The 15,832-nt window shown below is 68.1% G+C and carries 16 protein-coding genes; 14 read left to right on the top strand and 2 right to left on the bottom strand.

Features of this window, described 5'->3' with window-relative positions; translation table 11 throughout:
* Positions 1–454: 454 nt before the first annotated feature.
* From AB1634_14980 to AB1634_14940, 9 genes are all read left to right on the top strand, one after another.
* Entirely contained in the window at positions 455–943 is a 489-nt protein-coding gene (locus tag AB1634_14980) for a CarD family transcriptional regulator (protein MEW6220819.1), read from the top strand.
* A gap of 131 nt (positions 944–1,074) precedes the next feature.
* Entirely contained in the window at positions 1,075–2,001 is a 927-nt protein-coding gene (locus AB1634_14975) for an RluA family pseudouridine synthase (protein ID MEW6220818.1), read from the top strand.
* A 2-nt stretch (positions 2,002–2,003) separates the two neighbouring features.
* The gene (gene coaE, locus AB1634_14970) at positions 2,004–2,672 is read left to right on the top strand and encodes a dephospho-CoA kinase (GenBank protein MEW6220817.1); all 669 of its coding nucleotides are present in this window, start codon (positions 2,004–2,006) and stop codon (positions 2,670–2,672) included.
* Positions 2,673–2,707: 35 nt separating this feature from the next.
* Positions 2,708–2,920, top strand: coding sequence for a 50S ribosomal protein L31 (gene rpmE / locus AB1634_14965; protein ID MEW6220816.1), 213 nt, complete (start codon positions 2,708–2,710; stop codon positions 2,918–2,920).
* A 90-nt stretch (positions 2,921–3,010) separates the two neighbouring features.
* A complete protein-coding gene (gene prfA / locus AB1634_14960) occupies positions 3,011–4,093 on the top strand; it encodes a peptide chain release factor 1 (GenBank protein ID MEW6220815.1) in 1,083 nt (360 codons plus the stop codon).
* Positions 4,090–4,959: a peptide chain release factor N(5)-glutamine methyltransferase gene (gene prmC / locus AB1634_14955; GenBank protein MEW6220814.1), complete on the top strand. Its 870-nt coding sequence runs from the start codon at positions 4,090–4,092 to the stop codon at positions 4,957–4,959. Before prfA ends, prmC begins: the two co-directional genes overlap by 4 nt.
* A 38-nt stretch (positions 4,960–4,997) precedes the next feature.
* Entirely contained in the window at positions 4,998–6,254 is a 1,257-nt protein-coding gene (gene murA, locus AB1634_14950; GenBank protein MEW6220813.1) for a UDP-N-acetylglucosamine 1-carboxyvinyltransferase, read from the top strand.
* Positions 6,255–6,432: 178 nt separating this feature from the next.
* Entirely contained in the window at positions 6,433–7,146 is a 714-nt protein-coding gene (locus AB1634_14945) for a hypothetical protein (GenBank protein ID MEW6220812.1), read from the top strand.
* Positions 7,147–7,474: 328 nt separating this feature from the next.
* Complete coding sequence (locus tag AB1634_14940; GenBank protein MEW6220811.1) at positions 7,475–9,064, top strand: hypothetical protein; 1,590 nt, start codon at positions 7,475–7,477, stop codon at positions 9,062–9,064.
* A gap of 35 nt (positions 9,065–9,099) precedes the next feature.
* Here the strand turns inward: AB1634_14940 and AB1634_14935 are convergent, their stop codons facing one another.
* Both AB1634_14935 and AB1634_14930 read right to left on the bottom strand, forming a co-directional pair.
* Complete coding sequence (locus AB1634_14935; protein ID MEW6220810.1) at positions 9,100–10,782, bottom strand: ATP-binding protein; 1,683 nt, start codon at positions 10,780–10,782, stop codon at positions 9,100–9,102.
* A gap of 11 nt (positions 10,783–10,793) precedes the next feature.
* On the bottom strand, positions 10,794–12,188 hold the full coding sequence (locus AB1634_14930; protein MEW6220809.1) for a sigma-54 dependent transcriptional regulator: 1,395 nt from the start codon (positions 12,186–12,188) through the stop codon (positions 10,794–10,796).
* A 243-nt stretch (positions 12,189–12,431) separates the two neighbouring features.
* Between AB1634_14930 and AB1634_14925 the strand changes: the two genes are divergently transcribed.
* From AB1634_14925 to argS, 5 genes are all read left to right on the top strand, one after another.
* Positions 12,432–13,220, top strand: a complete 789-nt coding sequence (locus AB1634_14925) for a hypothetical protein (GenBank protein MEW6220808.1) — start codon at positions 12,432–12,434, stop codon at positions 13,218–13,220.
* A 38-nt stretch (positions 13,221–13,258) separates the two neighbouring features.
* Positions 13,259–13,735 carry a hypothetical protein gene (locus AB1634_14920; GenBank protein MEW6220807.1) on the top strand — a complete coding sequence of 159 codons (477 nt, stop codon included), beginning with the start codon at positions 13,259–13,261 and terminating at the stop codon, positions 13,733–13,735.
* 186 nt (positions 13,736–13,921) lie between these two features.
* Entirely contained in the window at positions 13,922–14,107 is a 186-nt protein-coding gene (locus AB1634_14915; GenBank protein MEW6220806.1) for a 4Fe-4S binding protein, read from the top strand.
* Between the two features lie 90 nt (positions 14,108–14,197).
* Positions 14,198–14,629, top strand: coding sequence for a hypothetical protein (locus tag AB1634_14910; protein MEW6220805.1), 432 nt, complete (start codon positions 14,198–14,200; stop codon positions 14,627–14,629).
* Positions 14,630–14,645: 16 nt separating this feature from the next.
* Positions 14,646–15,832, top strand: a 1,187-nt coding sequence (gene argS / locus AB1634_14905) for an arginine--tRNA ligase (protein ID MEW6220804.1), incomplete at its 3' end; no start/stop codon positions are given.

The following is a 15,832-nucleotide window of genomic DNA, read 5'->3' as shown; positions in this document are numbered from 1 at the left end:
CGAGGCACGTTACCATAGCCGTGGCAGGCGGTCAAATCGCCACAACCAGTAACTTATTGATTGTTCGTAATAAAATGGAAGTCAGGATTGGCGTCTGTTGCGTTTTCTGAGGGGAGGATGCGGGGGGGAGACGTGGTGTCCCCGCCGGAGCCAACAGGGAGGCTGCTGGGGCGCTTCTCCCCCCCAAAGAACGGCGTCTCGCGGGCGCGAGGTGCATAGCGCGAATGTGGTCGTTGTCCGGCTGATCCGAAAAAAAATGTCGGCCGCGCCCTCCCGAGGACCGTCGGCCGGCGTCTGCTTATCGAATATCCAGCGCCTGCGGCGTTATCCTTTACGCCGGCCTTCCTTCCATGTTACAGTTGATTCCGGCGACGACCGTCCCGGCAACAGGGGCGGCGGACGAGGGCTGGCAACGACGTCGCTCTGGTCATCTTGCAAGGAAAAGGGAGGCAATATGTCATTTGACGTCGGAGACATGGCTGTGTACCCGGCGCACGGCGTCGGGCTGATCGAAGCGATCGAGGAGAAGCAGATCGGCATCCAGCGGCAGACCTTCTACGTCATGCGCATCCTGGACAGCAACATGGTGATCATGATCCCCACCCACAACAGTGACAACGTCGGGCTGCGGGCCATTATTCCGTCCAAGGATGTCGGCCGGGTGTTCTCGATCCTGCGGGAAAGGAACGTGGCGGTGGAGCCGCAGACCTGGAACCGGCGCTACCGGGAATACATGGAGAAGATCAAGACCGGCTCCGTGTATGAGGTGGCGGCCGTGCTCCGGGATCTCTATCTCCTCCGGGAGGACAAGACCCTTTCCTTCGGGGAGCGGAAGATGATGGATACAGCCCGGAGTCTGCTGGTCAAGGAGCTGTCCATCGCCGACAACCTGCGGGAGGGGGAGGTGGAACAGCATATCGAATCGATCTTCGCCCATTCCTGACGCGCCAGCGGGCTGAGCGGTCACGCCGACCACCCCGCTGGGGTGGACCCCGGGCACAGAGGTCGCCTCTTGGGTGCAAGACCTCTGTGCCCGTCGTTTTTTCCCCCATCCATCTTCCTGGAGCGCTGTCCGTGGACACGGTAGAGCTGATCCCGGCGCCGGCCGAGGTCGGGCAGCGGCTGGATCTGGTGCTGGCCAACGGCCGGCTGCCGGGTCTGAGCCGGAGCCGCATTGCGGTCCTGATGCGCGCCGGTCACGTTCTGGTCAGCGGCCGGCCGGAGAAGCCCGGCTACCGGTTACGCCCCGGGGACAGCGTCCGGGTGACCTTGCCGCCGCCGGTAGCCACCGAGCTGGCGCCGGTGCCGGTGGATTTCCGGATCCTCCATGAGGATGCCGATCTCATCGTGGTGGCCAAGCCACCGGGCGTGGTGGTGCATCCGGCATCGAGCCACCAGGGGGAGACCCTGGTGCACGGCCTGCTTTATCATTGCCGGGATCTGTCCGGCATCGGCGGCGTCGAGCGGCCGGGCATTGTGCACCGCCTGGACAAGGATACCTCCGGGGTGATGGTGATCGCCAAGCACGACCAGGCGCACCGCCTGCTCGTCACCCAGTTCCAGGATCGGCGGGTGGAGAAGCGCTATCTGGCCCTGGTGGCCGGCCGGCCGCCGGCGCCGAGTGGGCGCATCGCCCTGCCCATCGGCCGCCATCCGGTGCAGCGGCAAAAGATGGCGATCCGGCCTGGGGACGGCCGCGAGGCTGCCACCCGCTGGCGTCTGGTGGAGGCCTTCCCCCAGGTCGCCCTGGTGGAGCTGACACTGGAGACCGGCCGCACCCACCAGATCCGCGTGCACATGGCGGCCATCGGCCATCCGGTGGTGGGGGACCGGGTGTACGGCCGCGCCGTCTGCCTGCCGGTGGCTGTGCCCAGGCAGCTCCTCCATTCCCAGATCCTGTCCTTTTGTCATCCCGGCAGCGGCGAGATGATGCGCTTTGTAGCGCCGGTGTGGCCGGACTTCGAGGACGTGCTGGCGGCCCTGCGTCGGACCGGAGGCTAGGGATGGCCGAGGGCTTCCTGCGGGTGGCAGTGACCGGTGGCATCGGCTGCGGCAAGAGCAGTGTGGCCCGCTTCCTGGCCGCCAGCCCCCGGGGCCGGGGACTGGACGTGGACGCGGTCTGCCGCCAGCTGCTGCAGCCCGGGGCCACGGGCTGGCGGGCCCTCCGCAGCAGCCTGCCGCCACAGCTCTTTCGACCGGGCGGCGAGATCGATCGGCCGGCGTTGCGGCAGGCGATCTTTGCCGACCCGGCGCTGCGGGTCCAGGTGGAGGCCCTGATCCATCCCCTGGCGCGGGAGCGGGTGCAGGTCAGCCTTGCGGCCTGGTACCGGACCGGTCAGGATCTGGTGGCGGTGGTGGAGGTGCCGTTGCTCTTCGAGGCCGGCTGGCAGGAGGACTTCGATCGGGTGGTGGCGGTGTGGACCGATGCGGCCACGGCTCAGGCCCGGCTGGCCCGGCGCGATGGACTGACCATGAGGCAGGCGGCCCAGGCCATGGACGCCCAGCTGCCTGCCATGACCAAGGCCCTCCGGGCGCACCACGCCGTGGACAACTCCGGCCCCTGGGCCCGCACCTGGCTGGAGCTGGTGCGGCTGCGCCGCCTGCTGGGGCTGGATCTGCCGCCGATCGGCAACGGATCGCCGGTCTTGCAAAACCGCCAAAACGCGGTATAGTGCCTGTCTTTCCCATGCTCCCCAAGGAGATTGCCATGAAGAGTGACATCCATCCGAAGTACCACAAGGTCATGGCCCGCTGCGCCTGCGGCAACGAAGTGGAGACCGGCTCGGTGAACAAGGAGGTGACGGTGGAGATCTGCTCGGCCTGCCATCCGTTCTTCACCGGCAAGCAGAAGCTGGTGGACACCGCTGGCCGGGTCGAGAAGTTCCTCAAGAAGTACAGCGGCTACCAAGTTCGCAAGTAAGCGCGACTGTTGTCGCGGGGGCGGGGGCGCTGGTGCTCCTGCCCCTCCCTCCCCTTGCGGCGGCCTGCCGTCATCCCCTGACCCGCACCGATGTTCAGGCAGTTTCCCCGACTGGATGCCCTGGGCGAGAAGCTCGAGCTTCTCGAGACCCGGCTTGCCGATACCGGCGTCATGGCCGATCAGGCCGAGCTGACCCGGGTGGCCCGGGAGCACGCCCAGCTGGCCCGCCTGCACGGCGATCACACGGCCTACAAGGCCGTGCTCGCCCAGCTGGACGAGGCCCGGGCCCTGCTCCAGGAGGAGGACGAGGAGATGCGGGCCATGGCGGCCCAGGAGGTCGAGGAGCTGACGGCCCGGGCCGAAGAGCTGGAGCGGCGGGTGCTCTTCCATCTCCTCCCCCGGGATCCCAACGACGACAAGAACACCTTCCTGGAGATCCGGGCGGGCACCGGCGGCGACGAGGCGGCCTTGTTCGTGGCGGATCTCTTCCGCATGTATGGCCGCTACGCCGAGATCCAGGGCTGGCGGGTGGAGGTCATGAACAGCCACCCCACCGGCATCGGCGGGTTCAAGGAGATCATCGCCCTGATCTCGGGTGACCAGGTCTACAGCCGCCTCAAGTTCGAGCGGGGGGTACACCGGGTGCAGCGGGTGCCAGAGACGGAGACCCAGGGCCGGATCCACACCTCGGCGGTGACGGTGGCCATCATCCCCGAAGCCGAGGAGGTGGAGGTGGACCTCGATCCCAATGACCTCAAGATCGACGTCTACCGCTCCTCCGGTCCGGGCGGCCAGAGCGTCAACACCACCGATTCGGCGGTGCGGGTCACCCATCTGCCCACGGGCCTCGTGGTGACGTGCCAGGACGAAAAGTCCCAGCACAAGAACAAAGCCAAGGCCATGAAGGTGCTGCGGGCCCGCCTGCTGGACAAGCTGCAGCAGGATCAGCAGAGCCGGATCGCCTCGGACCGCAAGACCCAGGTGGGCAGCGGCGATCGCTCCGAGCGCATCCGCACCTACAACTTCCCTCAGGGTCGGGTCACCGACCACCGCATCGGCCTCACCCTCTACAAGCTCGATCAGGTGATGCTGGGCCATCTGGACGATCTCCTCGTGCCTCTGCTCACCCACGAGCAGGCCCGCCTGCTGGCCGAGTTCGGCGACCGGCTTTGAGCCCGGCGGCCTCCACCCTGCGGGCGCTGTACCGGCAGGCGGTCGGCCGCCTGCAGGCCGCGGGGGTGGCGGAGGCAGCGGTGGACGCCGCCCTGCTCCTGGGTCAGGCCACCGGCCTTGATCGCGCCCAGGTGATCCTGGAGGGGGATCGTTCCCTGGATGTCGCGACCATAGCCCGCTTCCAGTCTCTCCTGGACCGGCGCCTGGCCCGGGAGCCCATGGCCTACATCCGGGGCGAGCAGGAGTTCTTCTCCCTGTCCTTCCTGGTTTCGCCGGCAGTGCTCATCCCGCGGCCGGAGACCGAGGCTCTCGTGGAACAGGCCCTGCCCCTGGTGCCGCGCCCCGGCGGCCTGGCCCTGGACCTGGGCACCGGCAGCGGCGTTCTGGCCATCTGTCTGGCCCGGGAGCTGCCCCACCTGCACGTGGTGGCCGTGGACCGCTCTGCCGCGGCCCTGGGGGTTGCGGCCGCCAACTGCCGGCGGCACGGGGTCCGGGACCGGGTGCAGCTTATCCGGAGCAGCTGGACCAGCTGTCTGCGGTCGCAGCCGCTCTTTGACCTGGTGGTCAGCAACCCGCCCTACATCGGCCGCCAGGATCTCGCCGGTCTGGAGCCGGAGGTGCGGGATCACGAGCCGCACCTGGCCCTGGCTGGCGGCGAGGCGGGCTGGGAGATCCTGGCCCATCTTCTGGCCGCGGTGCCGGCCGTGCTCCGACCCGGCGGCTGGCTCCTGACCGAGATCGGCGCCGGCCAGGCAGAAGTGGCCCTGCACCGACTCCGCGACCGGCAGATCTGGTCCGAGGCCCGCATCCATCCCGATTACAGTGGCCTGCCCCGGGTGCTCATCGCCCGCCGCCGCGCCTCCTGACCCCTTCACTTCCGGCCCTGGGCCGAAGCAGGACTCCCATGGACAAGCTCATCATCGACGGCGGCCAGCCGCTGCATGGCGAGGTGGTCGTGAGCGGCGCCAAGAACGCCGCTCTCCCGTGCATCTGCGCCACCCTCCTGGCTCCCGGCGAGCATGTGCTGGAAAACGTGCCGGATCTCAGGGACACCCGCACCATCCTCGCCCTCCTGGGCAAGCTCGGCGTAGCCTGGGAGCGGCAAGGCTCCACCTTGACCCTGGACACCAGCGAGCTTACGAGCTGCGAGGCACCCTACGAGCTGGTGAAGACCATGCGGGCCTCGGTGCTGGTGCTGGGGCCGCTTCTGGCCCGTCTCGGCCAGGCCCGGGTCTCCCTGCCCGGGGGCTGCGCCATCGGCGCCCGGCCCATCGATTTCCACCTGGCCGGCTTCGGCCGCCTGGGCGCCGAGATCACCCTGGAGCACGGCTATGTGGATGCCCGGGTCACCGGCCGCCTGCAGGGGGCACCGGTCTATTTCGACATCCCTTCAGTGACCGGTACCGAGAACATTCTCATGGCTGCCGCGCTGGCCGAGGGCACCACCGAGATCAAGAACGCCGCCCGGGAGCCGGAGGTGGGCAACTTGGTGGACATGCTGACGGCGATGGGCGCCCGCATCCACGGCCGGGGCAGTGACCGCCTGCTGGTGCACGGGGTGGACCGCCTGCAGCCGGCCCGTACCCGGATCATTCCGGATCGCATCGAGGCCGGCACCTACCTCATCGCCGTGGGCGCCACTGGCGGTGACGTGACGGTAACCGGCTGCCTGCCGTCCCACCTGCCGTCCCTCCCGGACAAGCTGCGAGCCGCCGGCCTCACGGTGACCGAGCAGGAGCAGGCCATCCGGGTGCGGCGCAACGGCCCGATCCGGAACGTGGACATCAAGACCCTGCCGTTTCCGGGCTTTGCCACTGACCTCCAGGCCCAGATGATGGCCCTCATGTGCCTGGGCAACGGGCTGTCGGTGATCACCGAGACCATCTTCGAGAACCGGTTCATGCACGTGGCAGAGCTGCGGCGCCTGGGCGCTGAGATCCAGATCAGCGGCAAGGCGGCCATCGTCCGCGGCCAGGGCAAGCTTTTTGGCGCGCCGGTGATGGCCACCGATCTTCGGGCCTCCGCCTCCCTGGTGGTGGCCGGCCTGGCGGCCCAGGGCACCACCGAGGTCTTGCGCATCTACCACCTGGAGCGGGGCTACGAACGGCTGGTGGACAAGCTTTCCGGCCTGGGCGCCCGGGTGCGCAAGGAAAAGGAGTAGCCGGAACATCTGGCAGCCGGCCTGGCGCAGGCCGCGTGCTTCCTGGTGCCCACTATTCCCCCGCGAAATATTGTTCTCGACAGCCTGGCAATCGTTGGCTAAGGTGGGCGGCACAGAGGGCTGTCAGGGGCAGGAGGCCCCTGGGCCGAGCCACACCCCTGCAAGGAGGAGCCAAGCCATGCTGCGCCGCGCCGTCACCGCCTTGGGAATCACGGTTCTTGCCCTGCTGGCCCTGACTCGATCGGGCTGGGCCGACACCTCGCCGGTGGGCTCCTGGGCGGTCCAGGGGAACATGACCCTGACCATGACCATGTCCGGGGTCATGCCGCCGATGCGGATGAGCCAGCGGGTGCCCGAGAATCTTCTTTTTTCCCAGGACGGCTCCCTGTCCTGGTCGGATGGTCACCTGGGCACCTGGAGCGTGGTCCAGGGGTACGTGGTGGGAGACCTGGATGAGGCGGGTCTGGCGGCCCAGCTCCGGCAGGCCCTGCAGCAGGCCTTGGTCCAGTACCCCGGCATGACGATGGGCCCCATGACCGGCCGCCGGTGCTTCCTCCTGGGCAGGATTCTCGAGGACGGCTCGTTGGCTGGCAAGATCGTGATGAGCTTCCAGTCCTCCTTTTCCTACCTGGGCGTAACACTGCCGGTGGGACTCAAGTTCAGCTACCCCTTCCGGGGAGAGCGGCTGGCGGCGCTGGCGCCGGTCATCACCACGGAACGGCCGGCGCCCGACGAGCCCACGCCGATTGCCATCGTCCGGAGCTCACTGCCGACGGTCACCCCTTCGACCACCAGCGGGTCGGTTTCCTCCGGCATGTGGAGCGTAAGCGCCGTGGCCCTGGCCAGCGACGAGTCCCACGACCCAGGGGATCACCATCACGACTCGCCCTGAGGCGCCGAGGGGGCGTCCCCCCTTGCGGCCTTTCTTTCCGCCTGCAGGGCGTTTCCCAATGCCCCCTTGCCAGGGACAACCGTGGGCCAGTCATGACCGGACCGCCTGCCAGGCGGTTTTTTGCGTTTGGGGCGCGTGATACTGCCCTGGTCCTGTCCGATCCAACTGGGGCGGGACGTCGATCAGGATCGAGAAGCCATGTTCGCGCGAGGTGGAGCCCATGAGCGGCGGCAAGTGCCATCACCGATCAACCGACGGCGTTGGCGGCCGGTGAAACCTTTGACAACCGCCTGGTGACCAGGGTGCTGGGCCGGCGGTGGAGTCTTGGATGATGAGACAGCGATACGGGGCAGAACCGCGGTCCGGGCTCGCCGATGTGGAGGCGGCCCTGGCGGCCATGAGCGCGGATCAGCTGCGGGACCTGATCCGCGCCATCCTGCCTGAGCTGGATGGCCGGATCCGGGGCGTCCTGGTCAACAACCTCAAGGATTGGGTTGACCGAGCCGGATCCGGCTGGGCACCATCCGGGCCGAGTCCGGCTGAGATGGCGGCGGCGGCCGCTTTTTCTGTGGCAGCGCAAAGGCGGGGCTTCGCCGACCCGGAGGAGGTGGATCTTCATCTGCGCCAGGGGACAGCCGCCTTTCGCCACCGGCGATACGGTGACGCCCGTGCGATCTTCCAGGCCCTCTTGCCGCCGCTTGGCGAAGGTGAGATCGACCTCGGCCAGGATGAGCCGGTGGCCGAGGTGCTGCGCACCGATGAGATGGAATGTGTGGCCCAGTACCTGGTTGCGGTGTACATGACTTCCGAGCCTGAGGAGCGGGCCCAGGCACTGATGGCAGCCTGCAGCGAGGTGAGCGGTATCGCGTTTTTCGATGAGCCGTTGCGCGAAATGGAAGCGGTGGCGGTGGAGCCGTTGCCTGGTCTCGCCGAGTTTCTACCCCGGTGGCGGGATCTGTTGGAGGAGCATGCCGCGACTGGCCAGTTGGACTGGGCAGACGACCCGGATGAGTGCCTGCGGGAGGTGGTGCAGCGCGTGGAGGGGGTGGACGGCCTGGCCAGGATCGCCCGTGCCACGAGAAGGGCCCATGATCTGCGGGCCTGGTGCGGGAGCCTGGTGGAGGCCAAGGAGTGGCCGGCCGCCCTGCAGGCTTTCGAGGAGGCGGCGTCCATTGTCCGCGAGGAGTACGCGCAAGGGAGGTTCCTCGACGGAGCGGCCCTGGCGGCCCAGGAAATGGGCCTCAAGGATCTTGCGGCCCGGCTTGAAAGTGTGTGGCGCAAGGCCCCCAGCCTGGTCCGCCTGCGGCGCTGGCTGGGCTCGTTATCGGGGGCGGCTGCCATCAGGAAGGCCGCGGCCGAGGCGCTGGAGACGTGCCCCAGGATGGATGTTTGCGAGGAGGGCCTTCTCCGCCTGGTGACCGGGGATCATATGGCGGCGGTCCGGCTGCTGGCGAAGGCGCCAGGCCTGGGCTGGTCCGACAACGACCATCCCGGGTATTTCCTGTTTCCCGTGTTTCAGAGGATCCTCACCGGTGGCCCCGCCGGCGATGCTGGTCCATGGATGCCGCTGTGGGAGGGCTTCGAGGGCGAGCCGGGCTGGTCGGCCGATGACATTGACGAGCCCCAGCTGGCAACGCCTTCGGCCCTGGAGGTGCTGCGTCGGGCTGGTGCGGCCGAGGCACCCGATGGCCAGGCGCGGGCCGCCATCCTCGAAGCCATGCGCCAGGCGGCCGAGCAGCGGCTAGCCGGGGCCACCGGTGCCAAGAAACGGACGGTGTACGGCCAGGCGGCGGATCTGGTCTTGGTTTGCGCCGCTCTGGATCGGAGCTCGGCCGGGGCTCGCTGGCTGGCGGATCTCCGGGCACGGTACCGCCGCTATCCGGCCCTGCGAGCGGAGCTTGACGCACGGCTGGGCTGAGGCCTGGGGCCGGGTCGTTCTCCGGAACGGCCGCCTCACGGCTGGTCCGGCAGGGGCAGGGCGACGGTGAAGGCGGTGCCGGTGTCGGGGCTGCTGGCGACGCTGATCTGGCCGCCGTGGTGGCGGACGATCTGCTGCACAATGGCGAGACCCAGGCCGGTGCCGTTCTCCCGGGTGGTGAAGAAGGGGTCGTAGATGCGGGCCTGGAGGCCGGCGGGGATGCCGGGGCCGTTGTCCCGCACGGTGATCAGGGCCTGGGATTGACCATCCGGCCCCTCCTCCTCCCGGGCGCCGATCTCCACGAAGCCGCTCCGGCCGGCCAGGGCCTGGAGGGCGTTGGCCAGGAGATTGAGCAGCACCTGCTTCATCTGCCGCTCGTCTCCGTAGAGATCGAGCTGGGCCGGAATCCGGTCCCGGATCTGCACCGTCTCGCTCCAGGCGGGGGTGCGCTCCAGGATGGTCACCGTCTCCTCTACCAGGTTGCTCAGGGAGAACCAGCCCTTCTCCGGCAGGGCCGGCCTCGAGAACAACAGGAAATCGGCGATGCTGTCGGACAGCCGGTCGCATTCCCGGGTGATGATGGTCATGAGGCCCTGGTGGCCGGGCGCCATGGCGGGGTCGTCCCGCAGCACCTGGGCGGCGCCGGAGATGGCGGCCAGGGGATTGCGGAATTCATGGGCGATGCCGGCCGCCATCTCGCCGATGGCGGCCAGCTTTTCGGCTTGCATGACCTGGGCCTCCATCTGCTTGATCTGGGACAGGTCCTGGATGGTGATCACCCAGCCGTCCCCCTGGCCCTCCTGGGTGCGGAGCACCGACGACGAGTAGCCCACCGGGATGCGGGAGCCGTCGGCGCGCTGGATCTCGGCCTCGGCCCGGCTGCGGCGGGACCGCCCCGGGTCGATGCTGGGAAAGATCTCGGCCATGGGCCGGCTCATGAGATCGGCGGCCGCAAAGCGAGTGATCTCGGCCGCCGCCCGGTTGGCGGAGGTGATGCGGCCGCCGCTGTCCATGGTCAGGATGCCGGTGCTGATGTCGTCGAAGATGCGCTTGGAGAGGGCGGACAGCCGATCCAGGCTCTCGGCGGTGCGGCTCAAGGCCGCCTCGGTGCGCCGCAGCCGCTCGGACAGCCAGGAGGAGAGGAAGGCGGCCAGGAAGAAGGACAGGGCATGGATGGTGAAGAGGTTGACCAGGGCCAGGAGGTCCCAGGAGGGCATGAAGGCGAACTGCTGGAAGTAGGCCGGATAGCGCCGGAAGTATTCCAGGCTCAGGGTGAGGCCGAGGCCGGCACTGCCCAGGGCCGCCAGCACCAGGCCGCCGGTCCGGTAGAGGATGAGGCTGCCGCCGATGATGGGGAAGAAGAAGAGGATGGTGAAGATGCTCTGGCTGCAGCCGGTGCTGTAGACGAGGGCGGTGACCAGGGCCGCATCGATGACCAGCTGGACCAGGGCAAAGCGGTCCAGGCGGGCCAACAGCCGAAGACAGAAGGCCGACAGGATCGAGATCCCGTAGACGCCGGCAATAAAGGCGGCCAGATAGGTCAGGGGCGGAATGACGATCCCCTGTCCCTTGGACTGGAGGAGCACGCTCACCCCCAGCACCAGGGATACCACCACTGTCCGCAGAAAGAGCAGCCACTGCAGGCGGCCGCGGGTGCCGGGGCTGGTGAAGTCGCTGGGGCCACCGCTGGGGGGACCGACCAGGGGTCGCAGGGGCATAGCCGGACGCGTCAGGAGGGGATGCCGTATTTGTGGATCTTGTAGCGCAGGGAGCGGAAGCTGACCTTGAGGAGCTCGGCGGCCCGCATCTTGGAGCCGCCGGCCCGGGCCAGCCCCAGCTCGATGAGCCTCTTTTCCGTGCGGGCCACCACCTCGTCGAGGCCGAGAGCGAAGACATCGCTCTGGTCGATCCCCGCCGGTGGCGCAGCTGGTGGCGCGTCCTCTTCGGCATGCTGCCGCAGCCTCTTCTTGTGCAAAGACAGGGTCAGGCTCTCCGGCAGGATGATGGTGGAGCTTTCCAGGGCCAGACCCCGCTCGATGATGTTCTCCAGCTCCCGGACGTTGCCCGGAAAGTCGTAGTCCAGGAGCACCTGCAGGGCATAGCTGGAGATGCCGCTGGCTGCCTTGCCCATGCGGGCGGCATGCTCCCGCAGAAAATGGGCCACCAGGAGGGGCACATCCCCCTTGCGCTCCCGCAAGGGCGGCACCCGGAGGGGCACCACGGCCAGCCGGTAGAAGAGGTCCTCCCGGAAGCGGCCGGCCATCACCTCCTCTTCCAGGTCCCGGTTGGTGGCGGCCACGATCCTGAGATCCACCTTCACCGTCTCGGTGCCGCCCACCCTTTTGACCTCCCGCTCCTGGAGCACCCGCAGGAGCTTGACCTGGAGCATCGGCGGCAGCTCGCCGATCTCGTCCAGGAAGACCGTGCCATGGCTGGCCAGCTCGAAGAGTCCCACCTTGCCGCTGGTGGCGCCGGTGAACGCGCCTTTGACATGGCCGAAGAGCTCACTTTCCAAAAGCGGCTCGGGAATGGCGCTGCAGGTGATGGGCACAAACGGCCGCTCCTCGACGCTGGCCAGGCGGTGGATGGCCCGGGCGACCAGTTCCTTGCCGGTGCCCGATTCGCCGGTGATGAGCACATTGGCCCGGGTAGGGGCGATACGGCGGATGACCTCGAAGATCCGGCGCATCTCCGGGCTGGTGCCGACGATCCCTTCAAAGCTGCCGGTGTCCGGGCCTGGTGACGAGGCCACGGCAACGTTCTTGGCTGTTTCCAGGGCCGCGGCCAGGATGGCCTTGATCTCGTCCACCTTGAAGGGCTTGGTGACATAGTCGAAGGCCCCTTCCTTCATGGCGGTCACCGCGTCCTGGGGCGAGGCGTAGGCGGTGATCATGATCACCGGCAGCTCCGGCCGGGCGGCTTTGGCCTCGTGCAGGAGCTCAAGGCCGCCCATGCCCGGCATGCGGATGTCCGAGAACAGGCAATCCACCGGCTCCTGTGCCAGGATGGACAGGGCTTCGGCGCCGGTGGCTGCCGCATGCACCTGGTGCCCCTCCTTGGCCAGGAGGATGGTCAGGAATTCCCGCATGCTCAGCTCGTCGTCCACCACGAGGATGCTCGCCACCGTCTCGCCTCCCTGGTCACTCGGTCCTTGGTGCCAGAATGACGCCTATCTTACTGCGGCCCCGGGACGGCTGTCCAGGCTGGGCAGGGCCCGCAGCCGGCCGGCCCTGCCGCGGTAGGGGCACCGCGGGCCAACAGTCTTGACACTGCCGGCGGCTGTCGGGTATCTGATACGATCCGGACCGGATCGTGCCCGCGTCCACGGGCCTGTTGTCTTGTTGGCGAATGCCCAAAGGAGGGCGACATGGTGGGAGAGAGCAGGAGGAGGAGGGGGGCTGGCCGGGCCCTGATCCAGAGCCTGGCCGCGGTGCTGGTGCTGGCCTGGGGCCTGGCCCAGGCCAGCGGCCTCAGCGAGCTGCAGCTGGTGATGACCCCGGGCACCCTGGTGCAGGTGCGGGCCGGGATCGACAAGCCCGCCTTCGGCTGGGGCGAGGTGGGGCGGGGCGAGCTGGGACAGGTGGCCAGCTACGACGAGGATGGCGACCTGCGGGTGGATTTTCCCGGGCAGAAGGGGTGGCTCGCCGACCCCCGGGAGCTGGAGCCGGTGATCGGCAAGGGCATGATCGTGGTCCGGGGGCCGGACTGGAAATGGGGCGACCAGGATGGCGGCCGGGGCGGCGGTGGCACGGTGGTCGAGAGCAAGGACAGCGACAGCTGGATCACGGTGAAGTGGGACAACGGCAACCGGAACAACTACCGCTGGGGGGCGGACGGCAAGTACGATCTCGAGGTGCTTTCCTATGGCGACGGCAGCGCGGTCGCTGCCAGGACGACCACCGCGGATGCGGATGACGACACCGACTCGTGCACCTTCATGTACGAGATCTACCGCCGTTGTTTCGGCGCCGGCATCGGCGAGTCGGTGGACACCTGCGCCGAGATCTCCGCTGGCATCATCACCAAGCTGTCGGACTCGATGTCCTCGGAGCTGTCCAGCGCGGTCGGCCTGCTGTGTGGCATCGCCTGCGCTGAGGGCAGCCGCGGCTCCGGCCTGCCGGCCTTTGACGCCTTCAAGGCCGAATACTGCGACTGATGGCGGCTCGTTCGGCGCCGCCAAGGAGGGGAAGGCAGATGAGGGCAGGAGCAAGGCAGCGGCGCGTCCTGGGCGGGGCGCTCCTGGTGCTGCTGGCCGCACTGCTCGCCGGTGGTCAGCCGGCCTGGGCGGATCAGTTCGAGGAGCAGGTGCGGGAGCAGCTGCTCCTCGCTGCCATGGCCATCGGCTTCGGCGACACCGGCTATACCCTGGACCGGCCACCCTCTGTTGGCAAGATCCATACCGGCCCGGACAGCTCGTCCTACGTCCGCATCCCTTTGGCCAGGGGCAAGAGCCACGTGCTGGTCGGGGTCTGCGACTCCGACTGCTCCGACATGGACCTGGTGGTTCACGACGCTGCCATGCACAAGATCGGCGAAGACCTCCAGGACGACGACACCCCCATGGTGGAGCTGGTGCCGTCGCAGTCCGGCGAGTACATCGTCCAGGTGCTCATCCCCGCTTGCCAGGCCTATCGCTGCACCTACGGCATCGGGGTGTTTGTCAGGGAGTGAGCTGCGCTCAGCCGGCCACCGGAGCGGCTTCGCGGGCCGAGGCAGGCCGAGGCGGGCGGGGCGAAATTAAGTGGTGCAAATTCCTTGTGGGTGGTCTATAGTGCCTCTGGTTTTTTTGGGGGGCGCGCTTGGACCCGCGGCGGGTCCACGTTTTTGTCAACAGCAGCAAAACGGAGGGATGGAACCATGTGGCAGATCGTGGTGGACAAGGACAAGTGCTCTGGCGATGAAGAATGCGTGAATGCCTGCCCGGCCCAGGTCTACGAGATGGTGGACGGCAAGTCCGAGCCGGTCAACGCCGATGAGTGCCTCGGCTGCGAGACCTGCGTCGAGGTGTGCCCGGAAGGTGCCATCACGGTGACCGAGGTCTGAACGACCCGGTTGGCGTTGCTCGCACACCCAACAATTGAAGAGCCGCTAGGCCTACCTCTTCGGAGGTAGGCCTAGTTTTTTTCGGAGGCCATGCACGACTGGCTTTACCGGTGGCGGCCGGCGGTAGCACCCCGTACCCATCTCTTCCTGGCCGCTCTGGGCTGGTCCCTGGTGGGGCTCATGCTGCTCGGCCGCGGGCTTACGGCACTCCTCGCCTGGGAGGGGCACCGGCTGCTGCCGTTCCTGGCGGTTTTGGCCGGCCTGGCCAAGGCACGCTGGGTCTTGGCCAGGAGCGCTCGGCGCATCGCCGCCCGCATCGTTCAGTTCGGAAGCCCCCACTGCATCGGCGCGGTCTACTCCTGGCAGTCCTGGCTGCTGGTGGCGGCCATGATTGGCCTGGGCCGGCTGCTCAGACTCTCCCCTCTTCCCCGGATCGTTGTGGGCACCCTGTTCACGGCGGTGGGCACCGGGCTCCTGGCTGCCAGCGTGGTTCTCTGGCGGCAGTGGCGGCAGATCTCCTAGGAGGCACAGCCAAACCATGATCAGGGCACAGATCGAAAAGCTTCTTGCCGAATGCTGTCAGGACGCGGTGGCGGATGGGGTCCTGGCGCCGGTGCCGGCCGATCTCATCCGGCTCGAGATCCCCAAGCTGGCGGCTCATGGCGATTTCGCCACCAACCTGGCCATGGTGGCCGCCGGCCGGGAGAAGAAGAAGCCCCGGCCCCTCGCCGAGGAACTGGCCCGGCGTCTGGCCCAGCGCCAGGACCTCCTGGCCCGGGTGGAGATCGCCGGTCCCGGCTTCATCAACCTGTTCGTGGCGCCATCGGTCTGGCAGGGGATGGTGCCGGCCGTGCTGGCAGCCGGCGAATCCTTCGGACTGTCTGCCGCCGGCGCCGGCCGCACGGTGCTGGTGGAGTTCGTCTCGGCCAACCCCACCGGCCCTCTGTCCGTGGGACACGGCCGCCAGGCGGTGCTGGGGGATGCCATCGCCCGCCTGCTGGCGGCCACCGGTCATGCTGTCACCCGGGAGTACTACTACAACGATGGCGGCCGGCAGATGCGGGTGCTGGGCGAGTCCACCCGGGCCCGCTACCTGGAGATCCTTGGCCTGCCCCATGTCTTCCCCGAGGACGGCTACCAGGGAGACTACATCCGGGAGATCGCCCAGGCCCTCAAAGACGAGCACGGCGACCGCCTGAAGGACGTGGCAGCCGTGGCGCCCTTCACCGCCAAGGCGGAGGAGGTGATCTTCGCCGATATCAAGGGCACCCTGGCCCGCCTGGGCATCGTTTTCGACTCGTTCTTCAACGAGCACACCCTGTACGAAGACGGGAAGCTCGATGAGGTGCTGGGGGCCTTGCGGGAGCAGGGGCTCATCTACGAGCAGGAAGGGGCGGTCTGGCTCCGGGCCACCTCCTTCGGCCTCGACAAGGACCGGGTGCTCGTGAAGTCCTCCGGCGAGCCCACCTACCGCCTGCCGGACATCGCCTACCATCGCGAGAAGTTCCGCCGCGGCTTCGACTGGATGGTGAACGTCTTCGGCTCCGACCACATCGCCACCGTGCCGGACGTCCTGGCCGGGGTCAAGGCCCTGGGCTTCGATCCGGCCAAAGTGACGCCGGTCATCCACCAGTTCGTCACCCTGCTCCGGGACGGCAAACAGGTGAAGATGTCCACCCGCAAGGCCACCTTCGTCACGGTGGACGAGCTGCTGGACGAGGTGGG

Source organism: Thermodesulfobacteriota bacterium, assembly GCA_040755095.1.
Lineage (GTDB): Bacteria > Desulfobacterota > Desulfobulbia > Desulfobulbales > JBFMBH01 > JBFMBH01.
Note: the sequence above shows the minus strand (reverse complement) of the source record. Positions and strands in the feature narration are given on the sequence as shown.